10 protein-coding genes and 1 pseudogene are annotated in these 20,741 nt (G+C 27.8%); 4 read left to right on the forward strand and 7 right to left on the reverse strand.

Annotated features, from left to right (window positions below):
- Window positions 1-194: 194 nt before the first annotated feature.
- Entirely contained in the window at window positions 195-1,304 is a 1,110-nt protein-coding gene (gene tgt / locus HACICURT3053_RS02000) for a tRNA guanosine(34) transglycosylase Tgt (protein ID WP_157992074.1), read from the reverse strand.
- A gap of 633 nt (window positions 1,305-1,937) precedes the next feature.
- On the opposite strand from tgt, the gene ydiK reads away from it, so the two are divergent.
- A complete protein-coding gene (ydiK, locus tag HACICURT3053_RS02005) occupies window positions 1,938-3,005 on the forward strand; it encodes an AI-2E family transporter YdiK (RefSeq protein WP_157992075.1) in 1,068 nt (355 codons plus the stop codon).
- Window positions 3,006-4,129: 1,124 nt separating this feature from the next.
- Here the strand turns inward: ydiK and pgpB are convergent.
- Window positions 4,130-4,867, reverse strand: coding sequence for a phosphatidylglycerophosphatase B (gene pgpB, locus HACICURT3053_RS02010; protein ID WP_157992076.1), 738 nt, complete (start codon window positions 4,865-4,867; stop codon window positions 4,130-4,132).
- Between the two features lie 1,199 nt (window positions 4,868-6,066).
- Between pgpB and ribA the strand changes: the two genes are divergently transcribed.
- Together ribA and mrcB are read left to right on the forward strand one after the other, a co-directional pair.
- Entirely contained in the window at window positions 6,067-6,657 is a 591-nt protein-coding gene (ribA, locus tag HACICURT3053_RS02015; RefSeq protein ID WP_157992077.1) for a GTP cyclohydrolase II, read from the forward strand.
- Window positions 6,658-8,460: 1,803 nt separating this feature from the next.
- Window positions 8,461-10,770 (forward strand): annotated as a pseudogene (gene mrcB / locus HACICURT3053_RS02020) (bifunctional glycosyl transferase/transpeptidase); the annotation flags it as partial.
- A gap of 3,806 nt (window positions 10,771-14,576) precedes the next feature.
- On the opposite strand, the gene udk reads toward mrcB, so the two are convergent.
- From udk to ptsI, 5 genes are all read right to left on the reverse strand, one after another.
- The gene (gene udk, locus HACICURT3053_RS02025) at window positions 14,577-15,221 is read right to left on the reverse strand and encodes a uridine kinase (RefSeq protein ID WP_157992079.1); all 645 of its coding nucleotides are present in this window, start codon (window positions 15,219-15,221) and stop codon (window positions 14,577-14,579) included.
- Between the two features lie 310 nt (window positions 15,222-15,531).
- Window positions 15,532-15,819: a carbohydrate kinase family protein gene (locus HACICURT3053_RS03385; RefSeq protein WP_232037548.1), complete on the reverse strand. Its 288-nt coding sequence runs from the start codon at window positions 15,817-15,819 to the stop codon at window positions 15,532-15,534.
- A 27-nt stretch (window positions 15,820-15,846) separates the two neighbouring features.
- Entirely contained in the window at window positions 15,847-16,119 is a 273-nt protein-coding gene (locus tag HACICURT3053_RS03390) for a carbohydrate kinase family protein (RefSeq protein WP_232037549.1), read from the reverse strand.
- 18 nt (window positions 16,120-16,137) lie between these two features.
- On the reverse strand, window positions 16,138-16,404 hold the full coding sequence (locus tag HACICURT3053_RS03395; RefSeq protein WP_232037550.1) for a carbohydrate kinase family protein: 267 nt from the start codon (window positions 16,402-16,404) through the stop codon (window positions 16,138-16,140).
- A 635-nt stretch (window positions 16,405-17,039) separates the two neighbouring features.
- Complete coding sequence (ptsI, locus tag HACICURT3053_RS02035) at window positions 17,040-18,755, reverse strand: phosphoenolpyruvate-protein phosphotransferase PtsI (protein WP_157992080.1); 1,716 nt, start codon at window positions 18,753-18,755, stop codon at window positions 17,040-17,042.
- A 1,599-nt stretch (window positions 18,756-20,354) separates the two neighbouring features.
- Here ptsI and secE point away from each other — a divergent pair.
- On the forward strand, window positions 20,355-20,741 hold the full coding sequence (gene secE / locus HACICURT3053_RS02040) for a preprotein translocase subunit SecE (RefSeq protein WP_157992081.1): 387 nt from the start codon (window positions 20,355-20,357) through the stop codon (window positions 20,739-20,741).

Here is a 20,741-nt window from a genome sequence, read left to right on the forward strand (position 1 = left end):
TTTTTTATCTAAAATACTAAATTAAGATATACATATCTTTTAATAATATCTTGCAGTATTTTATTACTCCAAAATTAATCTCGGACAAACCAGAAAGAAAATACAACACATATTTCATATATAATAGCCTTTTTCTGTAAATCAAATTAAACTGAATTACAATTTAAATTTTCTTTAGATAAAGAAAATTTATCTTAGTTATATACCAATGATTTTTTATAAAAATCATTAACAAATTGATTTAATACACCCTGTGTAATAGCCTGACGTAAATTCGACATTAAAGATTGATAATAATGTAAGTTATGAATTGTATTCAAGCGAGCACCTAACATTTCCTTACATCGATCTAAGTGATGTAAATAAGCACGACTATAATGCAGACAAGTATAGCAATCGCATGTAGAATCAAGCGATGCTGTATCCTCTTTATATTTGGTATTACGAATTTTTATGATTCCGTCTGAAACAAAAAGATATCCATTACGAGCATTACGTGTTGGCATTACACAGTCGAACATATCAATACCACAACAAACACCTTCTACTAAATCTTCTGGTCTACCAATACCCATCAAATAACGAGGCTTGTCTTGTGATAGTTTCTGGCAGACATGTTTTAAAATCCTTTTCATATCCTGTTTAGGTTCTCCAACCGCCAAGCCTCCTATAGCATACCCATCAAAACCTATTTCTAATAATCCTTGCACTGATATGTCTCGCAAATCAGTATAAATTCCACCTTGAATTATACCAAATAATGCATTTTTATTTCCTAAGGACTCGAATCGATCACGACTTCGTTTTGCCCAATTTAACGATCTTTTCACCGAACGCTCAGCATCCTTCCAGGAAGAAGGATATGACATACATTCATCAAAGATCATCACAACATCTGAACCAAGTGTATATTGAATTTCCATCGATTTTTCTGCATCTAAAAAGACCTCGGAACCATTAATTGGATTACGGAAAAATACTCCTTCTTCACTAATAGTATTACTAGATCCCAAACTAAATACTTGAAACCCACCGGAATCAGTAAGAATTGGACCCTGCCACTTCATAAAATTATGAAGATCACCATGCATCTTAATAATCTTGGTTCCCGGGCGCAACCATAAATGAAAAGTATTACTAAGAATCATCTGAGAACCTGTATTATGTAACTCTTCTGGGCTTACCCCTTTAACTGAGCCATAAGTACCCACAGGCATAAATGCTGGAGTTTCTACTATACCGCGATCAAAAATCAAACAACCACGTCTAGCGAATCCATCAGTAGAATGTAATATAAACTTCACTATTGCTCCATAGAAACCATGGCCCGTTTACTTGATATAGATATATACATTCATATAAAAAGTTGGTATTATATTTATAATACAGAACCTATTTTATAGGAATACCCCTTAATTCTCTTTTTATTAGAATATAATAAGACCGACATAACGAAGACTCTTAATACATTAGCAATAACCTATGATTTAAGATAATTATCTTCACTAATATTCGTATAGCATACGAATGCAAAAAGTGTTTTTTTAAAAAAAGCACAATATATTACATTTTAATTTCTTAAAACACACATGTTTATTTTAAAAAAATACAAAACCAAACTGTATAATCATATTATACATTCTAATTCATCTTAGAATCGAATTAATATAACCCAGGTTTTTGCACTATAACCGATCAACAAATAAACGAAGCACATTTAATACTCAACGTGTTCTTCATGAAATCAGATTAAATTATATAATTTATACTACATCGATCTTTATCTACAATACGATAAACATCATACATTATGACGTTATCTATCAAAAATAAATATCCTTATAATATTACTACTCATATATAAATAATTAAAGTTTTATTTATTTTTAATAGCAAATAAAATACATCAAACTAAAGGTCAGAGTAACATTACGCAAATGAACAAAATGAAAAGTAATTCTGATTGCTATAAAACCATACTTTCACTTCTATTCGTTTTCCTAATGATTGCAACTTGTTTATGGATACTTAAACCCTTTTTAGTTGGATTTACTTGGGCTAGCATAATCGTAATTGCAACCTGGCCTTTTATGCTTAAAACTCAACGCGTTCTATATGGAAGCAGATCGTTAGCAGTTATTACAATGGTATTCGTTTTAGTTTTAATTTTTATAATTCCTCTTGTTCTCTTGATTAACAGTTTAGTTGAAAATAGTGGCATAATAATTGATTGGATCAGAAATAAGAATATACAATTTCCTGAGTTATCATATTTACAGAATTACCCGTTAATAGGAAAAAAGCTTTACGTAATATATCACTATTTAATTAATGGTAGTTCAGCCATTCTTATTAATCAAATACAACCATATATTGGTCGCACTACTAAGTTTTTCTTTACTCAAGCCAGTCACATCGGTCAATTTATAATAGATCTAGGAATGATGCTCCTCTTTAGTATTCCACTATATTGGCGCGGAGAAGAAGTAAGTCATAGAATACATCACTTAATTGTTAGATTATCTTATCGCCGTGGTGATAAAGCTGTTGTTTTTATAGTACAAGCTATTCGATCCGTAGCTCTCGGTGTAGTAGTGACTGCATTGGTACAAGGAATACTTGGGGGTATTGGGTTAAGTATATCCGGAATCCCCTTTTCATCAATGCTAACTATTTTTATGATCCTATCATGTTTAGTACAGTTGGGACCATTAATTATCTTAGTACCAGCAGTTATCTGGCTCTATTGGATCAATAATACAACAGAAGGCACGATTTTATTAATTTGGAGCTGTCTAGTAGGAGTTATAGATCATATCCTAAGGCCTTTTTTAATTAGAAAAGGAGCAGATCTTCCGGTAACTCTTATCTTTTTTGGTGTGATTGGAGGTTTATTAGCTTTTGGAATTATTGGGTTATTTATTGGACCAGTAGTTTTAGCAATCTCTTATCGAGTAACGTGCTCTTGGATTGAGGAAACTCCTTCTCCTCCAAATTATAGATAATTAATAATTATATTATATAATATTTTTGACATTGATAATAAATCAATATTATATCAATCATGTGTTATCTTAAATTGTAATTTTTAGTTAAATGATTTCTCCATTTATAATAATGTTTATTATCCACCTAGATTATTCAATACATCGAGTTAGAAACTTACTTTACAGAAATAATAAAATTTAATGGAAAAGAAAAATGTAAATAACCTCAATCAATTAATTTGCTATAGAAGAAGATAAAAAATTTTTTAAAATAAAGAAAATTATTAGTTATATCTCTAAGTATAATAAAAATAACAATTCAATAGTCACATCTTTCTTATGTTAAGAAAATTTTTAAAACTCTACTTAAAATATATGAAATGATTAAATCATATATCGTATATATCTATCTTTACACTGTTCTCATAGAAAAAAATAAAAAAATTAGAATTAATATATATAATTATTCAATCAACAATCCCATATCAGGTTTGGTATGATAAATTTGATAATTTTCTAAGACTAAAATAAAATACTGATTAATTTTAGAAAAAACTGTTTATGTAATAAACATACAAATCTAGATGGCTCTAATATAAATGAACTATGCATTCTATAATGTATGATTAATCATATTTTACATATTATCGTAAAAAGTAAAATAAAAACTAACACTTCCTAATTAGAATCTAGGAAATAAATTTATATAAAACATAGTTTCTAGTAATGGATAGTACTTATTATATTACTCAGTAATCTTACATGTATCCTAGTTAGGACGAAAATCATTCATAAATCATAAATTAAATAGAAAGACTGATAGTAAAATATTGTGTATAATTAAATTAACTCAAGAATAAATCTTGACCCTTATCTGTAAGTAGATATCGATAATTTTTCTTAAAACAGACCAGTCTAATGTTATATGAATTCCGATGTAAAATATATTTTTTTAATTACTCTCACACCTAGATCAACTCAATTTATATTAAGGTTAAAATACTTCTCTTTGAGAAAAATATTCTAATATTCTAAGTCTGTGAATCTATCTAATATTGATCTATATAAGATCTGATATCTTACAATAGCAGATACAATCAATAAGATATAAAATAAAACAGAATAATACTAGTAATATATACTCAACATTTTCTACGTACACTTTTTGTTTTTATAAAATTCAGTCTTTCTAATAATATTGTAACCAATATTGCTAATATCCAGCTAAAAATAATCGCAACAATAAGATCGATTGACCAGTGCATTCCGAAAATCAGACGACTAGCCATAACCGCTAAAGCCCAAATCATAATTATTACTACAGTACAATAATAACGTCGTGGCCAAAGAACACCTATACCAATCAAAGCCCAAGTGCAAGCAAAAAGAGTATGTCCAGAAGGGAAAGAAAAGTTATTTGAATGAGACCAATGCTGAATTAGGAATTGTGGAAATTTTTTTGTATCCAATGAACATATAAAAGCTTTATCTTGCAATGCAAGATCCTTTTCTTGCATAACATTAGATACATTCGTTTGGTAGTTTTCTGAAATCCATAATTTATAAGGACGTAATTCCTTTACATGATTCTTAAGAAATGTCTTTATACCTTCTCCAATCATCAATGATGAAATCAAGATAATAATCAAAAGAATAGTCGATTTAAAAGAAAAACGCAGACAATAAACAAACCAACTACATAAAATAATACTTGTCCATATCACCCATGTGTCATTTATAGTTGCAGTAATACCATACATCAATACATGACCCCATCCTATATCCATGGGTTGCCATTTCCATCCAGATAATATCACTAATACAGGCATTAGCAATAGTATTAAAGAGCCTATTGTGATTCGTTTGAATATATCTAACATATTGATTATATCCTTATAAGGACATTGAAATATTGAAATTAATCGCTAAGAATCCCACTCATTAACTTAAACAATATTGCACTTTAAAAATAATTAATATACAATATCATATTATTTTTATATTTTCTAGAGAGAAAATCAATATTTGATTTCTCAGTAGAAAAAAATTAAGACAAAATAAGTATAATAAAAATAATCTAGTAAACCTAGACTAGGCAATCAAAAAATATACTCATACATCAGAATATTTCTGTATGTATTTATACAAATCTCGTGTTGTTTAAGAAACATAAGAAAAAAATCTAATTCTTATCTTAAATTAAAATAAGCTAAGGATTATTAATAATTAAGTATGTTATCGTTATATTAATATGGGCGCTTCTATTTTCATGACACTTCTATCTTTTGCCTCTAAAAGAGATTCAATATACTAAAGCACTTAAGTATATTTTTTTATTTTTAATGAATATCACAACTGCTTTATAACATTGAATAGTCTAGTAAAATACCAAACAAATAAAATTAAAAAAATTATATGAAATCCTCAAATAACACCATACAAATAAAACTATAGATTTTAATTCATACTACTTTGCAACTTATAACCTAAGTACAATACAAACGAAAGAATATAGTCACAATACATTTAGTCACAATTCATCAATGCTATATAAAACATAGCATACCAAACATTAAATTAATTTAAGAAAAGCCATATCTCAAACAGTGGAAAACTGTAATAAAAAAATTAACGATACAAAGTTTTCTAACAAACTTTTATTAAAAAAAGAAAATAATTATAACTCTTTAAATTAATAAAAATTATAGAAATTGAACCATTCATAATGCATGCTATTATATCAATAAAATGTCTGCGATTTAGTAATCAATTTACTGAAAAACCATGAAAAATAACCAACGATCTATTATAGATAACAATAATAACTACTAAAAATAAAACACTATTAAAATTCAGAACTCAAGATCTATAGCTACTTTAATATTCTTAGTTCAGATTATCCTGTTAATGGGTAATCATCCTCACTTACATTCTTACTTACCACCTAAATGGTATTTTCGTAGGCTAAACAATATCTATGTTGTACTATAGGATTTCTATAATTAAACCAACAATACACACCCAAAAATCTCATCTATTCAGTAAATCCACGTAACATCTAGATTTTATGGGGATTAATATGAAACTTAAACGAGTGGCAGAAGCTAATCTACCTACTCCCTTCGGGAATTGCCGAATAGTTGGTTTTGAGGAACTAAATACACAAAGAGATCATGTCTCCTTAATATTTGGTGATATTTCTAAGAATCGACCTGTTCTGGCCCGTGTACACTCAGAATGTCTAACCGGAGATGCACTATTTAGTTTACGCTGTGACTGTGGTTTTCAATTGGAAGAAGCAATAATACAGATTACTACACAAAATTCTGGAATACTTATTTACCATCGACAAGAAGGAAGAAACATTGGGCTGATAAATAAAATACGCGCTTATGCACTACAAGATCTAGGATGTGATACAGTTGAGGCTAATCACAAATTAGGATTCAAAGCAGATCAACGTGACTTCAGTATCTGTGCAGATATGTTTAAACTACTTGGTGTTAATAAAGTTCGATTATTAACTAATAATCCTAAAAAAGTCCAAATGCTTACAGAATCAGGTATCAATATTATTGAGCGCGTGCCTTTAATCGTAGGACGTAATCCTAATAACACAAAGTATTTAGATACCAAAGCCAAAAAACTAGGACACCTCTTTTTGAAATAAATTCACTATTTTGATTACTTTTACAACAATATAAAAATCAAATTATAATTTTATGAAAAAATTCACATTATCTCTATACCTTAAATAAAGATAGGCTTACTCTCAGTAAGCCATAACCACATCCGATCTTTTCCAGTATTAAAAATACCTACTTCATCTATTGAAAACTCATTTATCTCTAGTTCTCTAATAAATTAAAATGGAAAGTTTTATTTACTAACTTTCAAAAAAATATGTAATAATAACATATTACATGACATAAGAATCTTATTAACAAATAAGAACATATCTTATATCTTACAAAGATATCTATAGTTATAGACTATAGCAATTACACTTAAAAAAATAATATAATAAAATATTATATGATATTTTACTAGTCTACGAAGATAACTCCTTTTATTATAGGAGTTACTTACCTAGAGACTCAATATTTCATATAAAAATTAATAATTATATTATAATGTATATAATCATTAAATCTCATATTTATTTTTTTAACGAAACATGATTCAGAACAGTTTATCTCTGAGTCAAAATGTTATTTTTTATTAAACATTTTTATAATATATTATGATATTTTTGAAAAATATTCAAAATATATTGATTAATATATATATAGACGAACATATAATAAACCAGTTAAAAAATATGATAAATATTCTAAAAATAAATAAGATGACTTACAAAAATAAAATCATTATTTATGATAAAGCTATCATAACATGATATACAAGTCTAGCTAGATCAAGAATAATAAAATAAAGAATATATCGATCTTTATCCATGCAACTGATCCTAATTGTATGCTAAAGAATATACGATAGACTTTTATGTATATGCTAAACTCATAAAAACTTTTATCTTTTAAAATAGATTATTTAAAACTTTGTAAATCTCTATAAAACTCAAATTTTAAATAACATTTACAAGAAATTATGCAGTCACTTCTTCATAGCATATCATTCAGTACAAACACCTTACAAATATATATATAAAATTTTAACTTAATTATTTTTAATTAATGAGTACATATTTCATAAATCTAATACATTAAAACTCAATATAATACGATAAAAAGATAATCAGAAAACTATGCAATCTATTTTCTATAATAGATATTATCTAATCATATTTCTCCAATCAATCAAACATCCATCCTATAACTATGATCGATCGTTTAATCATACATATGAATAATACTGCTATATTATAGAAAAAAAATCAAACATACCAGATTTAATTGTCACAATCATTAAAACTACTAATCAATAAATATAACTAACTAATTTCACAGTCTAAAGCACTTGTCCTTTTAATCTGAAAATCGAAGCACCTTGATCATATTAAAACAATCAAAACACCGCTACAGAAAAATCTCATTATATTATCAAAAAGAGACATATAATCAGATGATAAAACCTGGAATATATGTTCATGGATATAAACTTACTCAAACTCTAGTATATGATTTTTAAGATCACAATCACTATATCTTTATAGATCGATATCTAAAAAAATCAGATCATATAATCACTAAATAAGAAAGGCAAGTGTAATTATCTTTAAATTGAGATTAACACTTAATAATGACTATGTCTCTTACTATTATTATATTAATCACCAACATTATTCTAATTATTAACTTTTAATTGAGCATAAAAAGAAAAAATAGTCAACAAATAAAAAGAGAAAAAATTATTTTTATACAATATAAAAAATCATAAGAAAAAACAAAAAACACTCTAGATCTAGATTAGAAAAGAGATGAATTTAATGAAGAATACAAAAGTTATGCTCAATATACATAAAAAAAATAGATGGATTAAATTAATAATCAATAGTTTTTGTATCATTCTTATAGTCATAACTATATACGGATATTGGCTTGATAGCCAAATTCGAACTCGGATTGATGGAAAGGTATGGCAACTACCAGCCTCAGTCTATGGCCGAGTAATCACTCTTCAACCCCATTCCTTCTACACTAAAAAAGAAGTTATCCAATTCTTAAAAGTAGCTCACTATCGACAAGTGAAAAATATTATCTCTTCTGGTGAATTTTCTATCAAGGATGAAAACATTGAAATAATACGTCGCACTTTTAATTTTCCCGATAAAAAAGAAATGCAAATACATGCAATTCTGACTTTTAAAAATAATTACTTAGATGAAATTAAAAATTTTAAAAACGGACGAAATTTTGGATTTTTACGTTTAGATCCACGTTTAATTACTTTACTACAATCACCTAACGGTGAACAGCGCTTGTTTGTAGAGAGAAAAGGATTTCCAAATTTTCTAGTAAATACATTGCTAACAACTGAAGATCGTGGCTTTTATCAACACTGTGGAATCAATATTAGATCAATTGGTCGTGCCTTATTTATGAACCTTATGGCCGGTCATGCAGTACAGGGAGGAAGCACTCTCACTCAGCAACTTGTAAAAAACTTATTTCTCACTAATCAACGCTCTCTATGGCGTAAAATCAACGAAGCTTATATGGCTATTATTTTAGAGGCGCGTTATAAAAAGGATCGAATCCTTGAGCTATATCTTAATGAAGTCTACCTCGGACAGGCTGGAAATGATCAACTAAGAGGATTCCCAATAGCAAGTTTATACTATTTTGGCCGTCCGGTAAATGAACTAAGTCTAGATCAACAAACCTTACTAGTCGGTATGGTTAAAGGAGCTTCTCTTTACAATCCTTGGCGTCATCCACAACTTACATTAAAACGTCGAAACTTTCTATTACATTTACTAGCACAGAAGAACATAATAAAATCAGATAGTTATGAACTGTTCAGCTCCCGTCCTTTAGGTATTCTACCTAAAGGTGGTGTGATTACACCGCAACCAGCATTTATGCAAATGGTACGCAATGAAATACACGCTAATATAGGAGATAAAATTCAGGATCTATCTGGATTACAAATTTTTACTACACTCGACCCCGTCTCTCAAAATGCCGCTGAAAAATCAGTAGCAAAAGAAATAGCTCTACTTCGAAAAAAACAAGGTATACAGGATCTAGAAACTGCAATGATAGTTGTGGACCGCTTTAGCGGTGAAGTGCGAGCTATGGTTGGGGGAGCCGATCCACGATTTGCAGGATACAATCGAGTATTGCAAGCAAGGCGATCAATAGGTTCACTTGCAAAACCAGCAATCTACTTAACTGCTTTATGCCATCCTAATCTCTATGGACTGAATACATGGATTTCTGATAACCCTTTATCCCTAAAACAAAAAAATGGAAAAATTTGGCAACCAAAAAATGACTCAGGATATTTTAGTGATCGCATTATGCTAATTGATGCCCTAACTAACTCACTCAATGTCCCTGCAGTTACTCTTGGAATGCAACTTGGACTTACGTCCATAATAGATACATGGGCTCGTCTTGGTGCTCCAAACAATCAATTACAACCAATCCCATCTATCCTTCTAGGAGCTTTAAACCTAACACCAATTGAAGTGGCACAAACATTTCAGACTATTGCTAGTGGTGGAAATCGTGCACAATTGTCATCTCTTCGATCGGTAATGTCTGCAGACGGTGACATTCTGTACCAAAGTTTTCCACAATTAAAACAAACAGTACCAATCGAAGCAGCTTATTTAACATTGTATGCAATACAACAAGTAGTCAATCGTGGTACAGCAGTATCATTAGGTGTTCAATTCCCTCATGCTCAATTAGCAGGAAAAACCGGCACCACTAATAATTTAGTAGATAGCTGGTTTGCAGGCATCGATGGAAAAACTGTTACAATTACATGGATTGGACGCGATAATAATCAGCCTACTCGCTTATACGGTGAAAATGGTGCAATGCGATTATATCAACGCTATCTGGAATATCATGAACCCATGCCTCTTAAATTACAATTACCACACAATATTCAATTAATGAATGTTAATTTTTCCGGTACTTGGATATGTAATGATAAAACAGTATGGCGCATTCTCCCAATGTGGACTGAAGAAGAAAGACCTCTATGTCAAAAAACAAAAGAAAACAAAACAAAACAAACCATGAATCATCAAAAAATCACTAACTGGTTCAAAAATATATGGAAACAGGTAATAAATATTTCTAAATAAAAATTATATAACATCACAAAGAACCTAAAGTTCGTACTTTATATATATCAATTAATCTTATAATTACAGAAAATCATCTAGACTAAACTACCATCAATAAAAAAACTAGATAAGTAATAGTCTAAATTTAATCTATCATAGTGTAGAATATTAAGAACCATTTAATAAGAGTATTGAATACAATAATTCTTTATTCTATTAATCAATTATTAAAGACACTTTATAATATGATATTCAAAACCATTTTACATTAGATCTATATATCTAATAAAAACAAATTACTAAATACATAAAACTATTATCTTTTAACGATAAAACAATTTATTTAACCATTTAGATTAAATTCAATAAAAATCTTTAGTTATATGAATGTGAAATTATTTTTTTTGGTAAAAATTATAACGCTTAATTTATACTAATTTTACCTCTCAAAATCATAATCAGATACAACCTAATAAAAGATAGGTTCTATATAAAAAATCTCAATATATAAATAAATAATAAATTTTAATAAACTAGATTAGACACTCTCACCATATAGAATATATATTATTACTATTATTACTCAAATAATATAAAATGATCTTGAAAAAATAACCTAAACCATAATTAATAATTTCTTATTAAAATTAATAGTTTTCATACACAACATCACATAATAAGAAACAATAATCTTATCAAGATACCGCATAACTTTCAAGAAAAAAACTATAATCAATTGCTAATATCACTATAATTTAAAATTATTATGATTTCTTTTATAAAGAAAAGGCTATATAGCTCAAAACTAAAAATATAATAACCAAATATTTTTCTAAAATAACATAAATAAATAAATCACTGTCAAGATATTATTACTTTCATTAATAAACTAAGAATAGATACACGCATAGTTTAACTTACTCATTAAATTTTTTTTAAAAAAACTAAAAAATATCTATAGTAAACAATTAAAAATTAAAAAATACTAGACATATATCTCACTATAAATAAGAGATTAAGTCATCAATCAAACCATATATTACATGCCAAAAATCTATTTAACTTCATAATTAAATACTCCAATAATTAAATATTCCAATATAGTCATGGTGAAAAATTTCAATATAGAACGTAAATAAAAAAACTCAAAATAAAAATCTAACTATATTATCTATTATCTAAATAATAGACACAAAATACACACGACATAAACCGTCTATATACAATAAATAAATTATTCCTGAAAAACATTTACAGAAATGTAGACACTGTTTTAATTGTCTACATTACTACTACTTTTGCATTACTACTAATAGTAGTGCAATAAACTTAGACATCAATACATTTTTAAATAAAAAAATTTAATTAGAATCTAACTTAATTATGTCAATAGTTTTGATTGATACCTATTAACATAATATCCTAACTATCTAAGAACCTTGTTCAAGACATATCTCATAATATTATTACTGAATTACTGTTGATAATATACCAAACTAATCTACTCAGCACACATGTAATTAATTTACCTTTCCTATCTCTTAAAAACATAGATCGCAAATAATTTGTATTCTCTCTAAAGAACTAAATCAAAGCATCCATTAAGTATAATTTTACTAATCTCAATAAAAAAGATATCATTAAAAATGATATAATATTCTATACAAGAAATAATAGGCACTCTTATGTAAGTATTTATTAACTAATATATAGCATTTAATCTACTAAAAAACCTAATTATATTAATCTAAAATTCTTTCTAAGAAAGTATAGATTATATATTTTTAATAAATAAATCTAATAAAAAATATGAGAAAACCAATCGCTTCAATAATATTAATTATTTTAATAGACAAAATAATTTTACAAATCCATATGCATAAATAATAGTTTTACAACTAAATCTTTATGAATAAATTCACAATAAATAGATTCTAATAATCAACTATGCGAAATTATAATCATTAATAATCATAATCATAATGAGAACAAAATTTCTAATCACAATTATAAGAGACTGACCATGAATCATAAGAATTTATGAGAAAAGTTGTAGAAAACTAAATAGGATCACTTTTTTATAAAAAAATAATAAAAATATTACCTCTTATTATAGAAAGAAATAAGCCATTTATTATCTCCGATCTTATCTTGGAGTGATTATTATCTAAAAATTGTTATAATTTACATATGAGATCTCTATAAATACATCATCTTTTATCAGAGAATAAATTAATAAAAATATTCATATGAAGTAACATAATTCTTTATCATAGTTAGAATTAAGTGTATGAAATTAATTTCAACACTAACTAAAACTACTATATGATAACTATATGATATAGTAGTCATTTATTTATTTAATATAAAATCTATATAATTATTAATAGAATATATTCTAGTATAGAAAAAATATTTTCATATTAAAATATTAGAAAAACACCACACTATAACTATATAATAAAATATTAAATATATTTAATTCGTTCTGAATAACTTATAAGTCTATAACTTAGACATATAGAAAGCAAAATGTCAATTTTAAATAAAAAAACTTATCAAATATATCTTTCTTATTTTATTAAGAAGAAAAATTAATATACTCTTAAAAATCTCTTATTAATAATAAGACTTGTTATCAGATAATAACATGATGACTAATATAATCTCATATTCATATATTATCAAATTATAACAATTGATTCTTATTAATAAATAATCAATTGATATTAATATAATGTATTACTCATACTACACATTAGTCAATATTAAGACAAATAACATTACTCATAAATTATTTTTTATTAATGAAAGATATTAACACACTTAAATATATCTAACACTCATTGTTACACTATTTATTATAAGTAAAAATTAATAATATATTCATATGTAGAAATATAGTAAAAAAATTATACTAAAACTTACATGTAATTTAATTAAATATATTAATTAACACTACACAATCCAAGTAATGTACTCATACCATAACAGTATATAACGATCAATGACTATAATATATATAGATTCCTCTATTGTATAATACATATTAAAATTTACTAAAAATATAATATCCTTAATATCTTGAAAAAATTTAAAACAATTTAAATCAAGAAAATTTCTTATTATTCTGAAAGAATGAAATCTTAATAGATCTCTTTTCTGTTGCATTTTTGCAAAAATAAAATATATTCAAATCTACACAAATCTTTAGCAAAACAACTGGAAATACAAATCAATCCCCAATAAATATTAAAATATCAATATTCATATTGACACAATTAATATTTACTTCATCATCACTATCTCTTCGATCTTAAAGAAATCATTAATAAATCTTTCCATTTCTGATACTTAAGGATCAGCGTTAGTCATCTAAAAGATCACCGGAAAAACTAACTACTATCAAAAAGAACAAAATTTAATAGAATGAATATTCTATAGAATCAAAATTAAAAATAATCATAATGCTCTTATAATACCAAACTGAATCAACCAGTCTTAATATAGATAGTAAGATAAAGAGTATGTTTCCTCTATGAGCCAAAAAGTTGAAAACTATATATTTAAAACTATCCATTCCATCCTAAATAATTATTCAACAAATCTTTTTGATGAAAAAAGTCTGCATCTATATTCGATATAGATGAATACAAAAATTACATTTTAAAACGTACCCAATTTCTGCCTAGAAAAAAAGATTAAAAAGTAAAATTGGTCTGTGTATCCTGGATCCTCTAAACCATAGAGTAATCTTTATAGATCGTAAAAATAAAATGAAAATCATCAACTTATTTGATTCTCTCTTATTTGTTGTAAATAGATTATTCAAAAAATTGATTAATTTTTGCTTTTAAAATATCAATAGCAATACGATTTTTCCCTCCTCGTGGTACAATGATATCAGCATATTGTTTACAAGGTTCAATAAATTGCAAGAACATGGGTCGTACGGTTTCCTGATACTGAGCTATTACTGAATCCATAGAACGACCGCGCTGATTGACATCACGCTGAATACGACGCATAAGGCAAATATCAAGAGGGGTATCAACGAAAATAGAAAAATTCATTTCTTTTCGCAATTGAATATTAGTTAAAAGAAGAATTCCTTCAAGGATAATAACCTTTGTTGGTTTTATATGAAGTGTTTGACCAGTACGAGTATGCTCAACATAACTGTATATCGGAAGATCAATAGGGTGACCTGATTTTAAAATTTGTAGATGCTCTAAAAGCAAACTGTGATCCATAGAATTTGGATGATCATAATTAGTTTTAACCCGTTCAACCATAGTAAGGTGTCCTTGGTCTCTATAATAAGCATCCTCAGGAATTACACCAATATTATCATCACCAAAACGATCTCGAACTTCATGATAGAGTGTACTAGCAATCAAGCTCTTTCCCGAGGCAGATGCGCCTGCAATACCTATAATGACGCATTGATGATGCAACTGTTCAATCATATCTTAACGACCTGAACTTAGGACCATATTAACGAGTAAGTGCTCCATCTAGGTTTCTAGATATTTAAACAAGATAGCGACCACTAAATTCAGAATATAATACAGCCAGGTAGCCTGATATCCGAAATAGTACTCCTTTAGTATAATGCTACCGCCATCCAAAAACACTAGATGATCCGAATGCATGAGGTTTAATCGTACTTCATGCTCTAACTACTAGCTATGATCGAATTCATGTTCTATGAACATCAATACATCCAGTCTAGTCTTCAAGAACGTATTAAAAGCGCCTCCTTTCAAGGATAAAGTTTTATAAAAATAAAACCTTGACAACAGTAAAATTGATCATTGGTTCTAAAATACCTTGTTGTACTGCAACTAACTGCAGCTCATAATCACCCATTTTATACGTTTTCAGAATAACTGCATACAAATCTTCTGCACCGTGCCCTATCGCACTCTTTAGAAAAAAAGAATAAAGAAAATTGACCAACAATACACCGTTAGTTAAGTCACTCACTTCGGCTAGTTCACAAAAACCAAAATCTATTAATGGTCGAACAATATGCCATATTTGATCTGCAGTGATTAAAAGCATTTCTAATTGATCCCTATAGCATCCTTCTCAGAATAACTTCTTTATAAAAACAACTTTTGATCCCTGAAAAATAAAGACATGAGCTGTAATGATAGCCTCATCAATATTTGTTATCCTAAATCGACTACTCAATATTTCCAAATTAAGAAAATTAGGTATAACAATATCACTTTTTAATAGTGATCCTTGTGGATAAAACTTTTCGATACTAGATTCGACAACGCATTCCTGTTTAGTACGACCTATTAATGGGCCATAAAGATACCAAGCGTTATGATTGTTTTCTTTGACCATGCGCACAATCTCGAATATTGCCTCTCACTGTTCTATAGAACCCAGATATCCACTTAGTACTTCGTCAGAAGTTTCTAACCACTTAATATCACCAATTCCAAAAACAATATCTATAAGATAATCTTTAGACATCACTGATTCAGGCCAATAACCATACTGAATATGATTAGAATATTGTACAGTATTTAATGGCCATACATTTGCACCGCACTGTCGCATGAGGAATTTTGCTGCAACTTTACCTCCATGATCAAAGACCGCATGGGACTGAATAGAAAGAATCTTTTTCATTACATTTTAGCCCTGATACGAGTTTAGTAAAACTCACTTGTTAATGGGTTAATTAGTAGATTGACTTATTCTTTTCTACATTTTCCCACATGAGGTAACGTGAAAGAAGTTCATTAAGCATGATTAATAAAAGTCTAATTAAATATAAGAGAAATTGATTCTACATAAAATCTTAAAGACATTGGTTCTCACATTTTTAAATACATAAGATAATTATCTTATCAGCAATATTTAATTAACACGAATATTTGATTTTTTCTTTTAGTTGAATGAAACAATATATAATTAATATACTTTAACGCCCTATCGGTTTAACCCTTATCCATATAGCATGATCATATATAATTTTTATTCAATTATTGACTATTTAACATCTAAAAATCATTCATCATTTTTATAAATTATCGTTTTAATATTTAGGAAGTAAAAAGAATGTTTCTTTTTAGATTATTACATACTAAACACAATAATACCTATCGTGATTTCATAAATAAAAAAATTCAAAAAACGATCTACATACTATCATTATAAATGTTCAGCTTATGCTAATTTAGAAAAACTCACTAGGGCATATTCGTAGAATAAATTTATAAAACTATATTTAATAAAAAATTATATCGCCCTTTTCCAAACAATTATTCTTTAAGAAATTGATCAACTAGTTGTACTAATTCTTCCGCTGTTGGTTTCATTAACGCTTTTTCTGCTAAAAGCTGAGCTTCTTTAAATTGAATACTACGAATAAGTTTCTTAATAGATGGAATCGCAATAGAACTCATACTAAACTCGTCTAATCCCATACCTAATAACAACACAGTAGCATGTACGTCTCCTGCTAATTCACCACACATTCCTGTCCATTTTCCTTCAGAATGAGCAGAATCGATCACCTGTTTGATTAATATCAAAATAGATGGAGATATAGGATTGTAAAGATGGGAGATTAAATTATTAGCGCGATCTACAGCTAAAGTATACTGTGTTAAATCATTTGTTCCAATACTAAAGAAATCAACTTCTTTTGCTAAATGGTGAGCGATCACCGCAGAAGCGGGCGTTTCTACCATAATACCAATTTCAATTGTCTCATTAAAATCCTTTCTTTCTTTACGCAGCTGAACTTTTAAAATCTCTATCTGCTCTTTTAGAAAACGAACTTCTTCAACAGAAATAATCATAGGGAACATAATTCGCAATGTACCAAAAACGGAGGCACGCAAAATAGCACGTAACTGAGCATGTAAGATTTCTGTGCGATCCATACCTATACGAATAGCACGCCAACCAAGACAAGGATTAGCCTCATGAGGAAGATGCATATATGGTAAATCTTTATCACCACCAATATCCATGGTTCGTAAAATTACACCCTGATCTCCTACTGTTTTTGCTACGGATTTGTAAGCTTGAAACTGCTCTTCTTCACTAGGTAATGAATCCCTATCCATGAATAAAAACTCTGTACGATAAAGTCCAACACCTTCTGCTCCATAACGGTCTATACCTATAATATCGCGCCCACTCCCAATATTAGCGCTTAGCTTAACCCGATGACCGTCTAAAGTAATCGCTGGAAGATTTTTTAATTTGCCTAACTCATTTTTTTCAAGAGCATATTGATGAGCTAAAATCTTAAATTCCGCAATTTTTTCCTCAGATGGATTAATGTAAACCTTATTATTAATCGCATCTAAAATCAAAAAATCATCATTTTTAACCTTACTCGTAATATTTCCCGTTCCGACAATAGCTGGTAGTCCTAATGAACGAGCCATGATTGAAGTATGTGAGGTTTTACCCCCAGTGTCAGTAATAAAACCTAAAACTTTTTTCAAATTGAGTTGCGCTGTTTCTGATGGAGTTAGATCTCTGGCAACCAACAATACTTCTTCATTAATGGCACTGAAATCTATAATATGTAAACCAAGAATATTTTTCAATAAACGCTTTCCAATATCACGAATATCAGATGCGCGCTCTTTTAAATATTCATCCTCCAACTCTTCTAACGCTTTGACTTGAGAATTAATTATAGTAAAAACAGCCGCATCTGCAGTATATAATTCTTCTTTAATTAACGACACAACATCTTTTTCTAGCTCTTCATCTTCTAAAAGCATTAGATGTCCTTCAAATATTTCTTCTTTCCCTTCTCCACAAGTTTGACTAGCTTGGATTGCAATACTTTTAAGCTGTTCAGTAGCCTTTTGGCGTCCATCAAAAAATCTTTGAATTTCCTTGTCTTTTTTCTCAGCAGAAATCTTCTGATTATTAATAATAATTTCCTCTTCGCGTATAAGAAGAGCCTTTCCAAAAGCTATATTTGGTGATGTTAAAATACCTGAAATCATAATCTCTACCTTTATCTTCTAATCATTATCTAAAGAAATAAACAATGCGGAACTGTATTAATATTTTTTATTAACACACTAAATAACTGAAGTTAATTAATCTCTTTATTTTTCTGAAATATTTTTAAAGTTAGGTATAAGTAACAATTACTAGCACTCTGTAATTAATATTACACGCTGTCTTTAAGACAAAGTGTTGATATATAGGCCTATCTACCAATCCTAATCTATTATTTAATGTAACAGCTACTATCTAATATTCTAAAATGTATTATATCTTTCATGATCAAACTCTCGGATCAACTAAACTATCTAATATACAATCCAATAATCAGTTATTGCATAAAATATTGAATAAGTTATTGTATCTCTCTTATGGTATTGGATTATAAATGATAATATATAAAATAAATTATAGTAGAATTTATGCATCATTGATCTTGTAAAACACAGTTTAAAATTCATGAGAGACCATATAAATTACAAAAATCACTAAAAATATTATTATTATAGTATAACCTAATCTCATTAGGTTATTCACTTACAACAAGGTTTCTCTCATCACAAAGTGGATTTTTAAATTAGAACATATGTAACCGTTATCAATAATATATTCTTATAGTTAAATTAATTAATTTTAAAACATAAGATGTAAATACATATCTAGATATAGAATAGAAACTTAACAATCATAATGAAATATATGATATTTATATTTTATCACTCACACTAGGCTATGAACAGGTATACAAATAAGACTAAAAATTAAGTCTAAAAATGAATATTATAAAAACGCATGAAAATATTTTAAATTTAACCGATAATCCAATCTATTTTATCATCTTAAATCTTTTGATTCAGGCGTCTTCTCTAAAAAGATCTATCCTCATTATTAGGCATGTTTACCTTTAATAAATCAAGGATATTATTGCAAGTAACTCTTAAACAATTCTTTTTCCAAAAATCAAAAGAAACAACAAAATATTGCCCATGACAATTACAAAAAAAGGATAAAAATAAACTTAAATAACACGTATCATTCATTAATTCATTTAATAACCTAAATAATCCGATAAACCTGTATTAATTTCATAATGCCAACTAAGTGGAAATATCATTCTTTGGAATTAAATGATAGAAAAATTATCAAACTCACATCGTATCATACTTAAATTAGTATATTCCTAATCGATATTCTATTTTTATTAGATAGACGAATCTTTTACAATATAAACCACTAATATTTCTAATATTAATTATAGATGTCACCTACTCTAATAGATAGGTCTAATCTATACATAATCATGTTATATTTAAACAATATTAAAAAATTATTTTAAAAGAGTATTTAAGACCCATTATAAATAGGCTACAATATGCTTCTAGTAAAGAAGCATCTAACTATGACAGAGTAATAAAAACTATAAAACTTCATTTCTCTTAAATAAAGAGAATCTTGCAATTTAATTTGAATAATCTAAAAAAGAACAGCTCTTTGATACACAGATACATAATAAGGTTACTCAGCAGATGTATAAATTACAAAATCAATATTTCTTTAATTTATATTGCAGTAATGTTTTATTTAAAGGTTCATTTATGAATATATATTTTACTGGAACACAACAAAAAAAACGCTGGTTAGAAATAGGAAAATGGTTAAGCATAATATTTTGTTTTCTCATCGCTATCATAGGAAATATTTGGTTTTCTAACACACCTGTATATCTACGCATATTGGCGATACTTTTTTTGTTAACTACAGCAACTAGCATTTTTCGATTAACAGAAAAAGGGAAAATAGCTATAGACTATATCTATCAAGCGCATAGAGAAATAAAAAAAATCACTTGGCCTTCTCCTAATGAGACGTTGCATACAACATTAATTGTTAGTGCAGCAACTGCCGTAATGTCACTAATTCTATGGGGGCTGGATAATCTACTAGTTCGCATCATATCATTTATTACTGGCTTGAGGTTTTGA

Origin of the sequence: Candidatus Erwinia haradaeae (genome assembly GCF_900698855.1) — a bacterium.
GTDB lineage: Bacteria > Pseudomonadota > Gammaproteobacteria > Enterobacterales > Enterobacteriaceae > Erwinia_E > Erwinia_E haradaeae_F.